Origin of the sequence: Sphingobacterium sp. JUb56 (assembly GCF_014191365.1) — a bacterium.
GTDB classification, from domain to species: domain Bacteria; phylum Bacteroidota; class Bacteroidia; order Sphingobacteriales; family Sphingobacteriaceae; genus Sphingobacterium; species Sphingobacterium anhuiense.
Genome location: NZ_JACHWL010000001.1, coordinates 1,205,257 through 1,221,979, shown reverse-complemented (window position 1 = coordinate 1,221,979; position 16,723 = coordinate 1,205,257). Strand labels below are relative to the sequence as shown.

At 37.6% G+C, this 16,723-nt stretch carries 18 protein-coding genes and 1 tRNA gene; 13 read left to right on the top strand and 6 right to left on the bottom strand.

What is annotated here, in order from left to right:
• Positions 1 to 83: 83 nt before the first annotated feature.
• A complete protein-coding gene (locus tag FHR29_RS04900; RefSeq protein ID WP_183912814.1) occupies positions 84 to 1,535 on the bottom strand; it encodes a PLP-dependent aminotransferase family protein in 1,452 nt (483 codons plus the stop codon).
• A gap of 86 nt (positions 1,536 to 1,621) precedes the next feature.
• Between FHR29_RS04900 and FHR29_RS04895 the strand changes: the two genes are divergently transcribed.
• The 3 genes from FHR29_RS04895 (at position 1,622) to FHR29_RS04885 (ending at position 3,605) form a co-directional block, all read left to right on the top strand.
• Positions 1,622 to 2,068, top strand: a complete 447-nt coding sequence (locus tag FHR29_RS04895) for an N-acetyltransferase (RefSeq protein ID WP_021190484.1) — start codon at positions 1,622 to 1,624, stop codon at positions 2,066 to 2,068.
• Positions 2,069 to 2,153: 85 nt separating this feature from the next.
• The gene (locus FHR29_RS04890; RefSeq protein WP_183912812.1) at positions 2,154 to 2,858 is read left to right on the top strand and encodes an AAA family ATPase; all 705 of its coding nucleotides are present in this window, start codon (positions 2,154 to 2,156) and stop codon (positions 2,856 to 2,858) included.
• Positions 2,859 to 2,870: 12 nt separating this feature from the next.
• A complete protein-coding gene (locus FHR29_RS04885) occupies positions 2,871 to 3,605 on the top strand; it encodes a YggS family pyridoxal phosphate-dependent enzyme (RefSeq protein ID WP_183912810.1) in 735 nt (244 codons plus the stop codon).
• A gap of 55 nt (positions 3,606 to 3,660) precedes the next feature.
• Here the strand turns inward: FHR29_RS04885 and FHR29_RS04880 are convergent, their stop codons facing one another.
• Together FHR29_RS04880 and FHR29_RS04875 are read right to left on the bottom strand one after the other, a co-directional pair.
• Positions 3,661 to 4,182, bottom strand: a complete 522-nt coding sequence (locus FHR29_RS04880) for an OmpA family protein (RefSeq protein ID WP_206368298.1) — start codon at positions 4,180 to 4,182, stop codon at positions 3,661 to 3,663.
• A 143-nt stretch (positions 4,183 to 4,325) separates the two neighbouring features.
• Positions 4,326 to 6,509 (bottom strand): glucoamylase family protein, encoded by a 2,184-nt coding sequence (locus tag FHR29_RS04875; RefSeq protein ID WP_183912808.1) that lies wholly within the window; start codon positions 6,507 to 6,509, stop codon positions 4,326 to 4,328.
• A gap of 160 nt (positions 6,510 to 6,669) precedes the next feature.
• Between FHR29_RS04875 and FHR29_RS04870 the strand changes: the two genes are divergently transcribed.
• From FHR29_RS04870 to FHR29_RS04855, 4 genes are all read left to right on the top strand, one after another.
• Positions 6,670 to 7,623, top strand: a complete 954-nt coding sequence (locus FHR29_RS04870; protein WP_132845519.1) for an acetyl-CoA carboxylase carboxyltransferase subunit alpha — start codon at positions 6,670 to 6,672, stop codon at positions 7,621 to 7,623.
• A 219-nt stretch (positions 7,624 to 7,842) separates the two neighbouring features.
• Positions 7,843 to 7,915: transfer RNA gene (locus tag FHR29_RS04865), tRNA-Lys, on the top strand.
• 318 nt (positions 7,916 to 8,233) lie between these two features.
• On the top strand, positions 8,234 to 9,088 hold the full coding sequence (locus FHR29_RS04860; RefSeq protein ID WP_183912806.1) for a DMT family transporter: 855 nt from the start codon (positions 8,234 to 8,236) through the stop codon (positions 9,086 to 9,088).
• Between the two features lie 217 nt (positions 9,089 to 9,305).
• The gene (locus FHR29_RS04855) at positions 9,306 to 9,800 is read left to right on the top strand and encodes an SRPBCC domain-containing protein (RefSeq protein ID WP_132768511.1); all 495 of its coding nucleotides are present in this window, start codon (positions 9,306 to 9,308) and stop codon (positions 9,798 to 9,800) included.
• A 99-nt stretch (positions 9,801 to 9,899) separates the two neighbouring features.
• Here the strand turns inward: FHR29_RS04855 and FHR29_RS04850 are convergent, their stop codons facing one another.
• Positions 9,900 to 10,523, bottom strand: coding sequence for a hypothetical protein (locus FHR29_RS04850; protein WP_132768513.1), 624 nt, complete (start codon positions 10,521 to 10,523; stop codon positions 9,900 to 9,902).
• A 176-nt stretch (positions 10,524 to 10,699) separates the two neighbouring features.
• Here FHR29_RS04850 and FHR29_RS04845 point away from each other — a divergent pair, with 176 nt between their 5' ends.
• The 6 genes from FHR29_RS04845 to FHR29_RS04820 all read left to right on the top strand — a co-directional run bounded on the left by FHR29_RS04845 (position 10,700) and on the right by FHR29_RS04820 (position 14,852).
• Entirely contained in the window at positions 10,700 to 11,767 is a 1,068-nt protein-coding gene (locus FHR29_RS04845) for a 2,3-butanediol dehydrogenase (protein WP_260291888.1), read from the top strand.
• Positions 11,768 to 12,275: 508 nt separating this feature from the next.
• Positions 12,276 to 12,653, top strand: coding sequence for a DoxX family protein (locus FHR29_RS04840; RefSeq protein WP_183912804.1), 378 nt, complete (start codon positions 12,276 to 12,278; stop codon positions 12,651 to 12,653).
• Positions 12,650 to 13,291 carry a YdeI family protein gene (locus FHR29_RS04835; RefSeq protein ID WP_183912802.1) on the top strand — a complete coding sequence of 214 codons (642 nt, stop codon included), beginning with the start codon at positions 12,650 to 12,652 and terminating at the stop codon, positions 13,289 to 13,291. The genes FHR29_RS04840 and FHR29_RS04835 overlap by 4 nt, the downstream gene beginning before the upstream one ends.
• 88 nt (positions 13,292 to 13,379) lie before the next feature.
• Entirely contained in the window at positions 13,380 to 13,700 is a 321-nt protein-coding gene (locus tag FHR29_RS04830; RefSeq protein WP_132768519.1) for a helix-turn-helix transcriptional regulator, read from the top strand.
• A 2-nt stretch (positions 13,701 to 13,702) separates the two neighbouring features.
• Positions 13,703 to 14,173 carry an SRPBCC domain-containing protein gene (locus FHR29_RS04825; RefSeq protein WP_183912800.1) on the top strand — a complete coding sequence of 157 codons (471 nt, stop codon included), beginning with the start codon at positions 13,703 to 13,705 and terminating at the stop codon, positions 14,171 to 14,173.
• A gap of 97 nt (positions 14,174 to 14,270) precedes the next feature.
• The gene (locus FHR29_RS04820) at positions 14,271 to 14,852 is read left to right on the top strand and encodes a YdeI family protein (RefSeq protein WP_183912790.1); all 582 of its coding nucleotides are present in this window, start codon (positions 14,271 to 14,273) and stop codon (positions 14,850 to 14,852) included.
• A 77-nt stretch (positions 14,853 to 14,929) separates the two neighbouring features.
• Here the strand turns inward: FHR29_RS04820 and FHR29_RS04815 are convergent, their stop codons facing one another.
• The gene (locus FHR29_RS04815; RefSeq protein ID WP_183912788.1) at positions 14,930 to 16,000 is read right to left on the bottom strand and encodes an SDR family oxidoreductase; all 1,071 of its coding nucleotides are present in this window, start codon (positions 15,998 to 16,000) and stop codon (positions 14,930 to 14,932) included.
• A gap of 98 nt (positions 16,001 to 16,098) precedes the next feature.
• On the bottom strand, positions 16,099 to 16,680 hold the full coding sequence (locus FHR29_RS04810; RefSeq protein ID WP_132768527.1) for a Crp/Fnr family transcriptional regulator: 582 nt from the start codon (positions 16,678 to 16,680) through the stop codon (positions 16,099 to 16,101).
• Between the last annotated feature and the right edge of the window lie 43 nt (positions 16,681 to 16,723).

Below are 16,723 nucleotides of genomic sequence, written 5' to 3'. Positions count from 1 at the left end.
AAAAAATAAGCTCATTTTTCATCTTTTCGCCTCCCCTTATCCTGTTCAAACAAAAACTGCGTTGTGCAAAAAAAGCAATGAACTTAAGCCATCTTTTTAAAAGCTTTTACTAATTCACTAACAGCCTGATCTAATTCATTTTCAGACAAGGATGCAAAGCCAAATCGAAATGCATTTTGAGTTTCATCGATACGAACAATTTCAAGCGAACAGTTCAAAAGTAAATCATTCACCAAAAACGGAGGCTTTAACCGCACCCAAATGGCCATTCCACCAGCAGGCAAGGAGAAATAAATATAATTACCTAATCGATCCCGTAAAAGCTGATCCAAATAATCCCTTCGTATTTTATAGCAACGTCGTGCTTTTTTCAAGTATCTGTTCAACTCTCCCTCTTTAATTAACTCGGCTAAAGCATGTTGCATATAACCATCTCCTCCCACATCAATTATCTTTCTATAGGCAGTACACTGCGCAATGAATTTTTCTGGAGCAACCATAAAACCAATACGGATCGAAGGATCTAAGATTTTGGAAAAAGAACCGATATAGATAACATGCCCCTGATGATTACTACTGGCCAATGGTAAATAAGGAGATGAGGTATAATGATAATCATAGTCATAATCATCTTCAATAATCACAAATCCATACTGTTCAGCTAATGCTAATAATTTCATTCTACGCTCTACCGAAAGCGTAACTGTGGTGGGATAATGATGATGTGGTATAACATATATCAAGCTGATTTTTTTCAACTTACACCAAGCTTCCACGGCATCCGTATCAATACCATCCTCATCAACCGATACCGAAATAACCGATGCACCGGTATCTTTAAAAACCTGATTTGCCAATGGATAGTTGGGTTCACCAACAAGCACATGTGAACTATTATCCAGTAAAAGTTGTGCTGCCAAATATATACTCATTTGCGCTCCATGAGTAATCAGCACATGTTCCACCCCCATAGTGAGACCTCGAGATTCGATCAGATGATTCGCCAATTGCTCGCGAAGCTTGAGCACACCTTGCCCCGTACCAATATTTGCAATCTTCGAAATTGTTTTCCGGTTTGTAAAAGTCCGATAGGTCTTCAATAAATCATCAATTGGTGACAATCGTATATCAGGATATCCGTCATCAATAAGCACCTTATCAAATCTTTCCGCGATCTCAACCGACACTTCTGGCTGAGATTTTTTATACGAAATGGGAAGATCTTTTCCGTACCCCGTACGCACGAATGGCCTATTCCATTTTTGGGCCTTTAAAATTGGGATAAAGTTTGAAACAGCAACATATTTACGCGGTTCCACAATAATCCAGTCCTGAGACTGGAGCTCTTCGTAAGCAGCGATCACTGTTTTACGGTGAACAGCAAGATTTTTTGCCAATTCACGACTGCTGGGCAGATGTGCCCCAGGTTTTAAAACCCCATCGCTGATCGCATTAATGATTGAAATCGAAATCTGCCTGTATAGGGCAATATTACTCGATTTATCAATGGTTATAATATGTTCAAAAGGAAGCATACTGGACTACTTAATTACTTAAAACTGGAGCACAAAGGTAGTCCTATTTAAGAGTAATTTTGTCATAACAATTAAAAAAAGAAAATATGAAATCAGAAATTAGACAAGCAACATTAGCAAACCTTGACGAAACAGCAGTATTATTTGATTTATACCGTGTTTTTTATCGTCAGCAACCAGATCTTGAAAAAGGAAAAGCTTTTCTTAAAGAAAGATTTGTAAATAGCGAATCGACGATCTTCTTAATCTATGTGGATAATCAAGCAGTAGGGTTTGTACAGCTTTATAAACTTTTCCATTATACAAAACTAGCTAAACAATGGTTATTAAGTGACTTGTATGTACACCCGGACTATCGCGGCCAAGGTCTATCGATCGCGCTTATTGATCGCAGTAAATTATGGTGCGAAGAAACAAATGCTTGTGGGCTAATGCTGGAAACAGAAAAAACAAACATAGTCGGCAATAAGTTATATCCGAAATGCGGATTTGAATATGATGGATTACATAATTATTATCATTGGTGGAAATAAGCATACTGGAATGGCGAACGTAAAACGTTCGTCATTCTTCAAAAATTAAACTCAAGCTTTATTCAAAAATTAATAAATTGCCACCATGAATATTTCCGATCTGATTATTACTAAGAACGAGCAGACTGAACTGGCTAATATTTTTCTTAATCAAGAGAACAATGCTTCCATACAGCAGTTAATAAAAGAATATACCTACAGCGAAGAGCTCCTTCAATATGGACTACCTGTAAACAATAAAATCCTCTTGCATGGAAGTTCCGGATGTGGTAAAACAACAACCGCCAAAGCAATCGCGCAAACACTGGGAAAATCCATTTTAACACTAAACCTCAGTACAATTGTCTGTTCCCGTATTGGCGAAACATCTCAAAACATAAAGCAAATATTTGATAAAGCGGCCCGCGAAAAGGCTGTCCTGTTCCTAGATGAGTTTGATCAAATTGCAAAAGCAAGAGGTAATGACGACAAAGATGTTGGGGAGATGAGACGCCTGGTTAATACACTGATTCAACTCATCGATTATTTACCACAGACCGTATTATTTATCGCTGCAACGAACCATGTATCCATTATTGATAAAGCATTGCTGCGCCGATTTCAATTACAGATCAGCTATGATTTACCATCACAGTTAGAATTAGACAAGTATTATGATAAGCTTGTCGAAAAATTCCCTGCAGATATCAAACTGTTTCAAAGAAAATATGAGATATCCTACGCAGAAGCTCGAGATCATGCTTTCACACAAGTTAAAGCAAGTCTGATAGCAAAATTGGAAAAACAATAAAATCACGATGATATGACTAACACAACCTTAGAGAATCTGAAGGTAATTGAAGATAAAATCAAAGCATGCTGCCTGCTAAACAATCGTGACCCCAAAGAAGTCAAACTATTATTAGCGACTAAAACAGTTCCGGCAAATCGTATAAAAACGGCTTTACTCGCAGGATATACATTAATTGCAGAAAATAAAGTTCAAGAATTAAGGGACAAATATGACGATTTAAAAAATATTCCGCATACCAATCATTTTATAGGCCATTTACAAACCAATAAAATCAAATACATACTCCAGCATGATGTCACTTGTGTGCAATCTATAGATCGGTTTGATCTAGCCCAAAAAATAAATCAAAGATTACAACTTGAAAATCGAACGATAGACATTTTAATCCAAGTGAATACTTCCATGGAAGAAAGTAAATTTGGCATATCACCTGATAAAGCCATTGATCTGATACGACAGATAGCCATATTAGAAAATGTAAAAATTAAAGGGCTAATGACCATTGGTCTATTCAGCGCAGAAGAAGATAAAATTCGTGCCTGTTTCCGATTATTGAAAAACCTCCAGCAAGACATTATCAAAGCTGAAATACTTGGCGTCGAAATGACAGAATTGTCCATGGGTATGAGTGGCGATTATGAAATTGCTATTGCCGAAGGAGCAACAATTGTACGCATAGGGACAGCAGTATTTGGAAAGCGGATATATCCAGACTCCCACTATTGGGACGAAAGTAAAAACTAATATCACAAAAAAGGCTTTCCAATGAAAGCCCTTTATATCCTGTTATAATTAAGAATTATTTTGCATCCAAAATAATAACCTCAACTCGTCTATTCTTTTGACGACCTTCTGGAGTTTTATTATCTGCTACAGGTTTAGTCTGACCAATACCCTTTGCCGCGATTCTAGACTCTGCAATTCCAGCATCTACCAAAAACTTTTTTACCGAGTTAGCTCTCTTTTCAGCTAACCATTGGTTATACTCCACAGTACCTGTCGCATCTGTATGCCCATCAACACGGATCTTACTTTTATTTTCTTTTAAAAGTGTTGCCAATTTACTCAATTCCGCTTTAGCTTTTTCTGTTAAATAAGAAGAGTTTGTCGGAAATAGCAAATCTGATGAAATCGTAAATTTAATTCCTTCATCTGTACGAGTAGCATCTTCAAAATCACGTTTAACGTTTTTCAATCCATCATCAGTACCATCAATACTAACAACAGCACCTGGATTAACAATTACAGCTTGTTGTTTACATGAAAACAAAGAAATTGAACAAAGCAAAGCAACAGCAATACTATTTATTTTTTTAATCATCGAATGTTTAGATTATTTATGAAAGCAAAAACTAACTGTAAAGATATAAAAAAAAGTGAACTCAAGAAAAACAGAAAGGGATACAGATCTTAGACATAACGCTACAAGATCTTGTATCCCTTTAATTCGTGCAGCAGTTTCGCTTATTTCTTATGATAGATCTTTTTAATAGTTGCATTAACCTCCGGTATCTGGTTATACAATTTCCAGATCAATCCAGATTTTGCATTCTCCATTAAAACAGCCACACTCGCCTGATTTTTCGCATTAAAACCATCGGAAACATCATTATTTTTCAAATCAATCCAAGATCTAAAACCATATTGGGTAAACAGCACCTTAGCATATTGATCATAAAATTTGCGCAAAGATTTTTGACCGATCTCCTGTTCGAAAGCAACAGCCGAAATTGCGATTGCTGGATTCACTAAATAATGCCCCACGCTATCGCTCGGATTCTGTACTCCCCAAATATCTGTATAACTAGATCCCAAGTTTAATTCATTATCCCTTCTTTTATAAGCTAAAATATAATTACTTGCTAGCTCACCATAATCGACATAACCATCGTATTTTCCGCTCGGATCTAAGGTTAAAAATGGTTTATAAAACTCAATCAAACTTTTATTTAAATCGCCAATTGCAATTTTTTTACCATACAGCATATGTTTTTCAAAGATCAAACTATCTTCAAAGGATACGGGGGTAGCTGGTTGTACCTGCGGTATGATAAGCCCACCATTCATATGTGAAGCAGCTCCTTGATCAACTGTCGATGGAGATAAACGAAGTAAACTATCCGCTAGAGGTAATTTTTTAGCATATCCATTCAGGTAACTCGCTTCCGTCAATGGATAAGTCGGAGAAGACATCGCTAATAAATAAGCACTTAAACCATCATTCAGGCCGTTTAAAACTTTAGACTGATAGGTGCTATCTACAGCTGACCACCGATCCATCAGTGCATCAGGATTTGACTTTGATGTTAGCTTTTGCCAATTCACCCGCTTCCATAATTTCGTTACATCCTCTCTAAAATTGTGTTCATCAGCAACATCCTTTGAAAAATATTCCCGAGCAACAAGCAATCCTTCCATAAGTTTCGTCGTCGCTTTAACATCATACATCTGTACGCCATCAGTATAAAATGGCACGCCTTCCCTTCCATCATAAAATGCCGTAAATACACCCTCATGATGCTGAGCCTTGTTTAAAAACTTGATCATCCTACTCAAACGCAACAATAAAGCTTGACGCGAAATAACATTGTTTTCAGCACCAACCAATAACGAAAGAATTGCATAACCCGATTCTTCTATAGAAACTATAGCCTTCTTATTTGATTTATTTGGTAGAAAAAGACCACTGTTGATATCATAGTTCTCAATAAAATAATTGACATTTGTCAATTTGATTAAGTTCGAAAGCTCTATATCACTTGCAGGTTTGGTTTGAACTTCTTTTACCGAAGAAAATGGAGATTCCAGATAATCATAATCTACCCATGCGATCTTATAGTAATATTTTTTATTATATTCTTCGACAAGATCATAGCATTTTTGCATAAAAACTGGTCGAATGGCAATCGCTTTAAAATCAACATTATCTGTCGATCTGTAAATTTTTATATACCGGATACTTGGTGTTAACGGCAGTTGCCATTGAAGCTCCACCTGCTTATCAATACTGGAGACCTGTGATAGAATAGCTCCTGAAGACAACTTGACGCGTGAAGGATTTTTAGGTAAAAACTCCAATTGATCTAAAAACAGCTGATGCGTCATCTCATCAGTTCCGTTTTGATGAAAAACCACTTCAGAAACTGCTTCCCCTGCTTTTAAATTTCCAAATTTTGACAAGGGTATCTCTATATTAAGCCAAGTATCATGATCAAAGTCATCTATAAATGGGGAAAGTTCTAAAATATTAGTTTCAGAACCATTTTGAAGCAATTGAATTTTCGGAAGAGTTTTTTCTTTCGTTTGCGGTGTTTGCACATACATTTTAATTGTCAGCACATCACTGGCCTGGACCTGATAATTGATCTTATGGCGATCATTTAGTAAAGCAACCTTCCAATTTCCAGCATTTGATGACAAATAACGGAGTGAAAGTGAATTTCCTGGAGTAAAAAATAAAGAATCTGTAGTCGGTAAATTTTTCTTTACATTCTGTACCCAACTGTCTCCCGAATATTCCACCAAGCTTTTGGCATAGTTACCTGACAAAAGACTGTTCTCAAACACAACTTCAGGGTAAGTTTGTGCAGACAAGGTTGTTGCAGTAGAAATAGATAAACCGATTATGAATAGTAATTTTTTTGACATGCGCATAAATTGATAATAAACATCAAACAAAAAGTAAGCCATCTATACTTTAATGAATCACAAATGTAATAAAGGATTTCCAATGTAAATGTCATACGTAATTTTAATTTCGGAAAAAATGCACTAATTTAGCCATCTGATTTTTTCATAACAACTTTATATGAAAACTACATTTGAATTTGAAAAGCCAATTGCAGATTTGCAATTGCAGATAGAAAAAGTGGAACAAGTTGCCGTAAAGACGAAAGTCGATATGAGTGCAACTGTGTTAGAGCTACAAGAAAAACTAGCGAACGCTGAAAAAGAGATATACGGTAATTTGTCTGGTTGGGAAAATGTGCAGATGTCGCGTCATCCGGAGAGACCTCAAACATTTGATTACATTAACATGATCTGTGATGATTTTATCGAATTACACGGAGATCGTACTGTAAGAGATGATAAAGCCATCGTCGGTGGATTTGCATCGATCGGAGGTCAATCAGTTATGGTTATCGGGCATCAAAAAGGAAAAAACACCAAAGAGCGTCAATACCGCAACTTTGGTATGGCTAACCCTGAAGGATACCGTAAAGCTCTTCGCTTAATGAAAATGGCAGAAAAATTCAACAAACCTGTCGTTACATTGATCGATACAATGGGTGCATACCCAGGTTTGGAAGCTGAAGAAAGAGGTCAAGGAGAAGCCATAGCACGCAACTTACTGGAGATGTCGGTACTAAAGGTGCCTATTATCTGCGTAGTAATCGGTGAAGGTGCTTCTGGTGGTGCATTAGGTATCGGTATCGGTGATCGTGTATACATGCTAGAGCATACGTGGTATTCTGTCATCTCTCCTGAATCTTGTTCCTCTATTTTATGGAGAAGCTGGGACCACAAAGAAAAGGCGGCAGAGGCATTAAAATTAACCTCTAAAGACATGCTTGGCAATGGCCTTATCGATGGTATTATCAAAGAGCCACTAGGTGGAGCACATCAAAACCCTGAATTAGCGGCCGAGTTATTAAAAGCAAAATTGGTTGAAGATTTAGCGATTTTGATCGCCAAAGACGAAGATGTTTTGGTGGACGAACGTATAGCGAAATTTAGCAAAATGGGTGTAGTAGTTGAATAGCACTACCATTCACAACAAAATAAAAGGGACGCTTTAATAAAAAGTGTCCCTTTTATTTTGTCCCGCCCCTCTCCAGTACAGAAAATAGAAAAAATAAGATTTTAAAAAAGAATACGTTACAACATATTTCAAAAAAATTAGCAAATATATTTGTTCCCTTTGCTAGATTTTTCTAGCTTTGCATCACTCCAAACAACGAAGGAAACTTCATAAGAGTAAGATTCCGTAGCTCAGCTGGTAGAGCAATACACTTTTAATGTATGGGTCCTGGGTTCGAATCCCAGCGGGATCACAAAAGAAAAGCTAATCTTATGATTAGCTTTTCTTTTGTATAAAACGGTTAAATTCGAATATCACTCCCTGCTTCTATCAATCAATCATTGGAACTTGTAATGCTATAAATGATACGATCATCAGCTATACCATTTACAATAAAAATGAACTTGATGCAGTCATCTGTTGACTATTGTTATGTAGAAATAAGATATAGATATCAAGAGAATGAGTGCATAATCATACGAGTAATTCCAATGCTCATTATTAAAACAAACGAAGCGTAAAGAATTCATTAAGTACAAGTGAAAACTTTCCTGACAAATAATTTATTCTAATGAAAAAATCAAATAAGGCCATATCAGCGGCATTACTATCTATGGTCAGTGTCCAAGGTGGTGCCTCTATCGCTAAACAGCTTTTTCCTGCCATAGGAGCAACAGGAACAAGTATGTTGAGAATTGGCCTGTCTACCGTATTGCTAAATATTATAAATCGTCCTAAATTCTTTCAATTCACGAAACAACAATGGTTATATTGCGCTATTTATGGAATAGGAATTGCCGCAATGAATCTTATTTTTTATTTAGCCATCCAACGCATCCCCTTAGGGCTGGCTGTAACGGTAGAATTTATAGGTCCACTTTTTCTAGCCTTATCTTTATCCCGAAAATGGCTAGACGTCCTTTGGGGATTAATCGCTTGTGCTGGTATTCTATTTATCGTTCCATGGCAAAGTAACAACATTGACTTAATCGGACTTCTTCTCGCATTTCTAGCGGGTATATTTTGGGCAGTCTACATTGTTATGGGAAGCAAAGTGACCGGCATTATGCCAGGAAAAGACGCTGTAAGCACGGGAATGCTATTTGCAACCCTAATTATTATACCCTTTGCCCTATGGGATGGTGGTATTTTTAATCTTACCCCAATGCTGTTTTTAAAAGGACTGGGCGTCGCTGTACTTTCTAGCGCAGTACCATTTTCACTAGATTTAGTGGCTTTAAAAAGACTTCCAGCAAAAACATTTAGTATTTTAACAAGTTTGCAACCGGCATTTGCCGCCCTATCAGGTATGATATTCTTATCAGAACGTCTTACACCGTTACAATGGATTTCCGTTGCTTGCGTTATAAGTGCAAGTATGGGCGCTACTATTTTCAGTAAAACGAAACAACAGATCGAAGAATAATTAAGAACGATCTATCCTACATACGAACAATATCACAAAAGCGCTATCTCCCGATAGCGCTTTTTTTATGTCAATCGAATAAGAAATAAGTTATAGAAACAAATCGACCATAAACTAAAAGAAATAAAATCAATGAAAATCCGTTAAAATAAACGGATATATTATTTTATCTTTATTATCGACATCATATCGTCACTCAAAATCTAAATTGATTACCATGAATAATTTCGATTGGACATCATTTACAAAACGTATCGCGATTAAAGCCTCTCTTTCCGAGATTTATGAAGCTTGGTCTGTTGCGGCGAATTTAGAAAGATGGTTTTTGGAACGTGTCATTTTTCGTGATGCGGCAGGAAATCAGCTTGAACAGATCAACCCAGAAGAAAGCGGCATGCAGTACGATTGGTATTGGTACCTGGATCCGACGCCCATGCATGGAGAAATCCTTAAAGCAAATGGTAAAGATTTTCTCCAGTTTACATTTGAAGGTACCAGTATGGTTGATGTGACATTAAGTACACTTCATGAGTATGTTATCGTAGAATTACGGCATCACCATATTCCACAGGACGATCACTCAAAGCAATACATTCGTCTGGGATGCTCTAATGGTTGGGCATTCTATTTACATAATTTGAAATCAGTATACGAAGGAGGTCTCGACCTTCGTAATAAAGACCCTAGAATCGGTAATATGATCAATAACTAACAAACACCAATAAACCAGCTTTCAACGAAAGCCAGTCAACCTTTTATCACGGCACTACGGAGGAACAACGCCGTATATGCTGGTCGTTATCATCAATACCTAGTCCTGCAGCAATTCCATTTCTCTTTTCAGGTTTTCTTTTGCCCGTACTTCAAAACGGTTATAAAAATAATCTGTTTTAAAAATCCGGTCCATGGACAGAAAATGAGTTAATGCTTTCTTGCGACCAGAGTGGTACTGTACATCTGGATAAATCTGATATTCCAAGCGGATATTTGTATAGTATTTTGCATATTTCTCCCATGGTTGTCCCAAAATAGAAAGATCAGCATCAGTAAAATAATTTGTGTCCTGATCGTTAGAAATTAAGTGCGATTTTGTCGCCAGGATCTGTTCGGTGCATGTCAAGATAATTGCTTCGGAAACAGCAATCTCTTTCATCCGTTTTACGGCAAAATGAGCACTTTCATCTTCATTATTCTGTTTTGACGCATCGTAGATAATATCATGATAATAAAGTGTAAACAATAGAGCTTCCCAATTCTTGATTTTCTCTTTTACAGCCGTAAGTTCAAGCAGCAGATTTTCAAGATGATCTAAAGTATGGTAATGTCTGAGAGTATCACCATAATAGGCTTCTACCTCCCTCCATAAGGAAGCGATCAATTGCTCATCTTTCGTATAATTTTTCAATAGCCCCACAAATGTTTCTTTAAGTATCATCGCTTTTAGATTATCATCATGTTACCGAGCAGATCTGATGCCACAGATTAATAAGTTATTATTCAATAAATGAAAATGATGACATTCATCAATTTATGTGACATCTATCACCTCAAACATCTTGGCACGCCGGCAGTATTTAAGTAACTTAGTATGAAATAAAAAAGCATAACAATATGGATAATACAATGAAAGCAGCACGATGGTATGCCGCAAAAGATATCAGGGTAGAATCAACGGAGATCCCAGCTCCAAAAGCGAAACAAGTTAAAATTTCAGTTCAGTTTGCAGGAATCTGCGGCTCCGACTTACATGAATATGTCCATGGTCCACAGCTCATCCCGGTAGCCGCCCCCTATCCGCTCAATGGACACCAGGGCACAACCACATTAGGACATGAATTCTCCGGAATTATTGATGCCGTGGGCGAAGGTGTACATCATTTAAAAGTTGGCGACCGGGTAGTCGTAGAACCAATCTTTAAAAACTTTGATAGCCCCTTTATTGCAAACGGAGAATACAACCTGTCAGAACCATTAGGCTTTGTTGGCCTATCTAGCAATGGCGGATTTGCTTCTTACGTTGTAGTAGAGGATTATATGGTGCACAAAATACCAGACACTATGTCCTTCGAGAAAGGTGCATTGGTAGAACCCGCAGCAGTAGCAGTTTATGCGGTCATGCAAAGTAATCTAAAAATCGGCGGGACTGTTCTAGTTTCCGGAGCCGGTCCAATTGGTTTATTATGTGTTCAGGCGGCCCTGGCAGCCGGAGCTAGTACCGTTATCGTAACCGATATCGCCGACAAACGTCTTGAAAAAGCAAAATCTGTAGGCGCTACACATATCATCAATGCGAAAGAGGACGGTATACCCGAAAAAATTAAGACCATAACAGGTCTCGGAGTAGATGTTTTCCTTGATTGCGCAGGTGTACAAGCCTCCTATACAACGGGTATCACGAGTTTAAAAAATGGAGGAACCGCTGTATTAGTAGCACTATTTGGAAAACCTGTTACAACTGATGCGCTCGATCAAGTACTTCGTGAAATCACCATTAAAGGAATTATTGCCTATCGCAATATTTTCCCGCAAGTCATTGCACTGATCGATAGCGGTAGGATGCCGGTAGAGAAATTGGTTACACGCAAGATTGTTTTAGATGAAATCGTCACGAACGGATTTGAAGCCTTAGTTAACGATCCTACTGAAGTTAAGATATTGATTGATATACAAGCAAGCTAAATTTAAAAACAACAGCCCAAAAGTTGGTTCAAAAATAATCATCAGGAATAAACAGCAAAGCCCAATCGAAAGATTGGGCTTTTTAGCTTTCGGACCAAAGAAAACGACTTTAAACCCTATTCGTTAATTATTAAACATTTCATAACCTCAAAAAACTACCAACCTCGTGATCAGCACCATTAACTGACAAAAATTCACCAATAGCCAACCGTACGTGATCACAATAATTTGAAATTCTTGAAAAAAAATTTGCGTAGTCAAATAACTACACTTATATTTGTAGTCAAATGACTTCATAATTTAAAACTAACCAGCACTATGGAGATTTGGAACATAAAAAACCGATATATAATTAAAGAAATCGTGTAGCGATGTACTTATTTAATTCCAGAACAGTAAAAGATCAAACAATGGATCGAAAACTAACATGCGATAAATAAGGTATTAAGTAATACCGCTCAAGTATAAACAGATCAACATACGAATTGTACCGATTAAAAAACACAGTATGAAAAAGAGAGATAAAATCATCTATTGGTTTTCTACCATTTGGCTAAGTTTAGGAATGGTGTCAACTGGAATTGTGCAGATCATCCACATGGATGAAGAAGTTCATAAAATGAAAGATCTAGGCTATCCCTCCTATTTTCTCACCATTATCGGTATTTGGAAGCTGCTAGGAGTAATTGCCATTCTCCTTCCAAAGCTCCCAGTAGTAAAAGAATGGGCATATGCAGGATTTTTCTTTCTAATGTCGGGCGCAATTTTCACCCACCTTGCAGTTGCTGATAAAGCAGTCACCTATTTTGGTCCTGCGCTGTTACTCCTGCTCACGATTATTTCGTGGTATTTCAGACCAGTTGAACGTAAAGTTGAGAACAGATGAAAATAGAACTGAATCCAGGAGTTGACAAATATTTGATAGATGGCTGTATGCGTTGCAAATATGGCGGTACACCATTATGCAAAGTCAATAACTGGAGAGAAGAATTAGAAATGCTCCGCCAAATTGTACTGGAAGCGGGTTTGAAGGAAGAAATAAAATGGGGTGCACCTGTATATACCTCCCAAGGAAAAAATATTGTTTCCGTTGCTGCATTAAAACAATCCGCCAATATCGGTTTTTTTAAAGGAGTATTATTATCCGACGATCATAAAATCTTAACCCAACAAGGTAATTTACAATCGGACAGGATCATCAAATTTACCAATATAGCAGAAATCAAAAGATTAGAAAATACCTTAAAATCGTATATATCCGAGGCCATAGCGATAGAAGAAAGTGGTCAAAAGGTAACATTTCAAAAAAATCCAGAACCTGTCCCCGAAGAACTCCTACAGGTATTCGAACAAGACTCTAAGTTAAAAACAGCATTTTACGGATTGACACCGGGGCGGCAAAGAGGATACATCATTTATTTTTCACAACCCAAAGTAGCACAGACAAGAATTGGAAGAATTGAAAAATACCGACAACAAATTATAAACGGTATAGGATTAAACGATAAATACAGTTCCAAATAGCGTTAATAAAACATGATCATAAACACATCAAGCAATGACAGGACAGATCATAATAGATTGAAGTGTTAAAGCGACTAAGAGCATAACAATGAATTTAAGAAGAGACGTTTTTCAAGCCCTTGCCGATCCGACAAGAAGAGCAATATTGCTACTGGTTGCCTCACATGCGATGCCTGCTGGAGCCATTGCTTCCAATTTTGACACATCCAGGCCCACCGTTTCTAAGCACCTGCAGATTTTGACCGAATGCGAACTCCTAAAACCTGAGCAAAATGGCCGGGAAATCTATTACCATCTCAATCCGCAAAAAATGAAAGAAATTGCAGATTTTATCGAACCGTTCCGCCAGATGTGGGATGACAGATTCAATAAATTAGAAGCCGTAATGAAAAACTATATAGCCAAATAATCATGGAACAGAAAACAAAAATCAGTGCTGAACATGACAAACAAGAAATCATCATCACACGCGAATTTGATCTTCCTCTAGAATTGCTTTTTAAGGCATATGAAGATGCTGATCTCTTTGAACAATGGATGGGTACAAAAGTACTGAAACTGGAAAACAAGAAACATGGTGCCTATGCATTTGAAACATCACACGATGGCACTGTTGTATTTCGGGCAAACGGAACAATCCATGAATTTGTACCAAACGAAAAAATCACAAGAACATTCGAGATGGAAGATAGTCCATTCCCTGTTCAGCTTGAATACCTCACATTTGAACCCTATACAGATGCAAGCAGTAAACTTACTATCCAGATTATTTTTAAATCTGTTGCTTTTAGAGACCAGCTGCTCAAGATGCCTTTTGCACAAGGCATCAATATGGCGCACAATCGGTTAGAGGAGATCTTAAATACACAGAAACAAGATTAGGACAACTCAATCTATTAACAGACCGTTTCTTTGTCTATGAATTACTTCTAGCTGTTCCAGACAATAAATCAGGCCCTATACTTAAAAAACAACCATTATGAACACACAGGTAGAACATTTCTTTGAAAAAACACAACAATGGTCCGAAGAGTTCAATTTACTTCGTGATATCATTACTGAAAACAAATCCTTAGAAGAAGAATACAAATGGATGCATCCATGCTACACGCTCGATGGAAAAAACATCGTTCTGATTCATGGATTTAAAGAATATTGCGCGCTCCTGTTTCATAAGGGAGCTTTACTCAAAGATCCTGAAGGTATATTGATCCAGCAAACAGAAAATGTACAGGCAGGCAGACAGATCAGATTTAAACATATAGCAGAGATTATCACGCTAAAACCAGTTATTCAAGCTTACATACGGGAAGCCATTGAGATCGAAAAAGCAGGATTAAAAGTGGAAATGAAAAAAGTGAACGACTACCCTATTCCTGAAGAATTCCAGCAGGCACTGGCACAAGATCAAGAATTAAATACAGCATTCTATTCCCTAACACCTGGACGACAAAAAGGATATCTATTTTATTTTAATCAGGCGAAACAATCCAAAACTCGGCAAAATCGAATTGAAAAATATTATCAGCAGATCCTGGACGGCAAAGGGATTGATGATTAAAGGCCAGTAAAACCGAGCCCTCTATCACAAAATAAAGAAACCCGGTTTTACTATCCTTTACCACCACATCAATCTAATTATTTGGGTATCACATTCTCTGCACGAAGACGTTCAAACAAGTGGACAAATGCTTCTTCGGTATTCTGGTAAGCCGTAAATCCCAGTTTTCGGCTATTGGCCATATCCACCATCACTTCGATAGGTCTGCCCAGATCAAGATCTGTATGCCATGGTGAAGCCAATTGAAAAAGTTCATGCTGTTCCAGTCCATACTCCTTTACCATATCAGACCACAATTGACCATCATTTTTAAGTTGTTCGGCAAGAGGCCTCGGCTCTCCATGAAATCCTTCAGCCTCAATGCCGAAATATGACGCGATGCGCTCCCATAACCAACTCCACCGAAAGACATCGCCGTTCACAATATTAAAAGCCATATTCTTAGCTTCCTCAGTCGTCGAAGCCCAGATTAACTGCTTCGCCAGAACACCAGTATCCGTTACATCCGAAATTCCGTTCCATTGCGCTTCCGAACCCGGCCAGATCAATTTCGCCCCTTTTTGTTTACAAATACTGGCATATACGGCAAGCGTTACCCCGAGATTCATCAAATTACCGATCGCATGCCCGATAACCGTATGCGGCCTATGTATACTCCACGTAAATCCATCTCTTGCCGAAGCTTCATATACCGCATCTTCCTGAGCGTAGTAAAAATTAGGATGACTTAGTCTAGGCTGTTCTTCCCGAATAGGTGTATTAGGAAATACACCCGTAGCTACGTATGACTCAAAAGGACCTAAATAATGCTTTAACCCCGTTACCAAAGCCACATGCGCAACAGTTTTCTTTTCAGACAGAACATCGAGAAGATTACGGACAAGAGCACGATTTACAATAATATTTTCTGTCTCATTGTCTTTCCGCATCCATGTTGTAAAAAACACATGTGTTGGGTAAACATTTTCAAGTGCGATCTTTAGATTTTCAACATCCATAAGATCAGCTTTTACCGGAATTACGCCGTTATCAGTTTGACCGGGATGACGTGCCAAACCATAAGTTTGCAATCCATGGCCAACAAGCTCCTCAGCCAAACGACTTCCCGTGATCCCTGTTGCGCCAACTACTAATGCAATTTTATCCATTGTTATATCTCTTTAAATTTCTACAACAAAGTTCGCTGCATTAAAAACTGAAAGAGATGATACAGATCAAGAAATTCCATTGATCCAGATCAATGAAATTAATCTGTAGATGCAATTTTCTTACGGATTCTACTCAAGGTTTCAGGAGCCAATCCCAGATAAGATGCCACCAGATGTTGCGGCACACGTTGCATAATTTCAGGACTAGCCTGTAGCATACGCTGAAATTTTTCTTCAGCAGTATAGCTGTTCGAACTGATCAGCCGTTCATCTTTTGTAACCAAACTATTTTGATAGAGCATTCTAAAATACCGCTCCATCACCGGGACCTCTTCCATCAATTGTTCATAATCTGCCCGCGATAAAAGCAGTAACTCTGTATCTTCAATAGCATCTATATAGAGAATTGCCGGTTGCTGATTAATAAAACTCTTAAAATCAGACACCCACCAGCCTTCCCATCCAAAAAGGCTGATATGCTCATTTCCTTTCTCATCCAAACGGTACGATTTGATAAGACCTTTTTTCACAAATGAAAGATGCGTACAAACAGCTCCTTCTTCCAAGATATATTGCTTCTTTCTGATTTTTTTGAATGTAAAAAAAGAAGCTATCGCCTCTTTGTCACCACGAGAGAGCGTCACTTTTTTTTCAATATGAGAAAATAATACTTCTAACATGAATTTTCATTTATAGCGTACTCAAACTTAAATAAATTTGTTT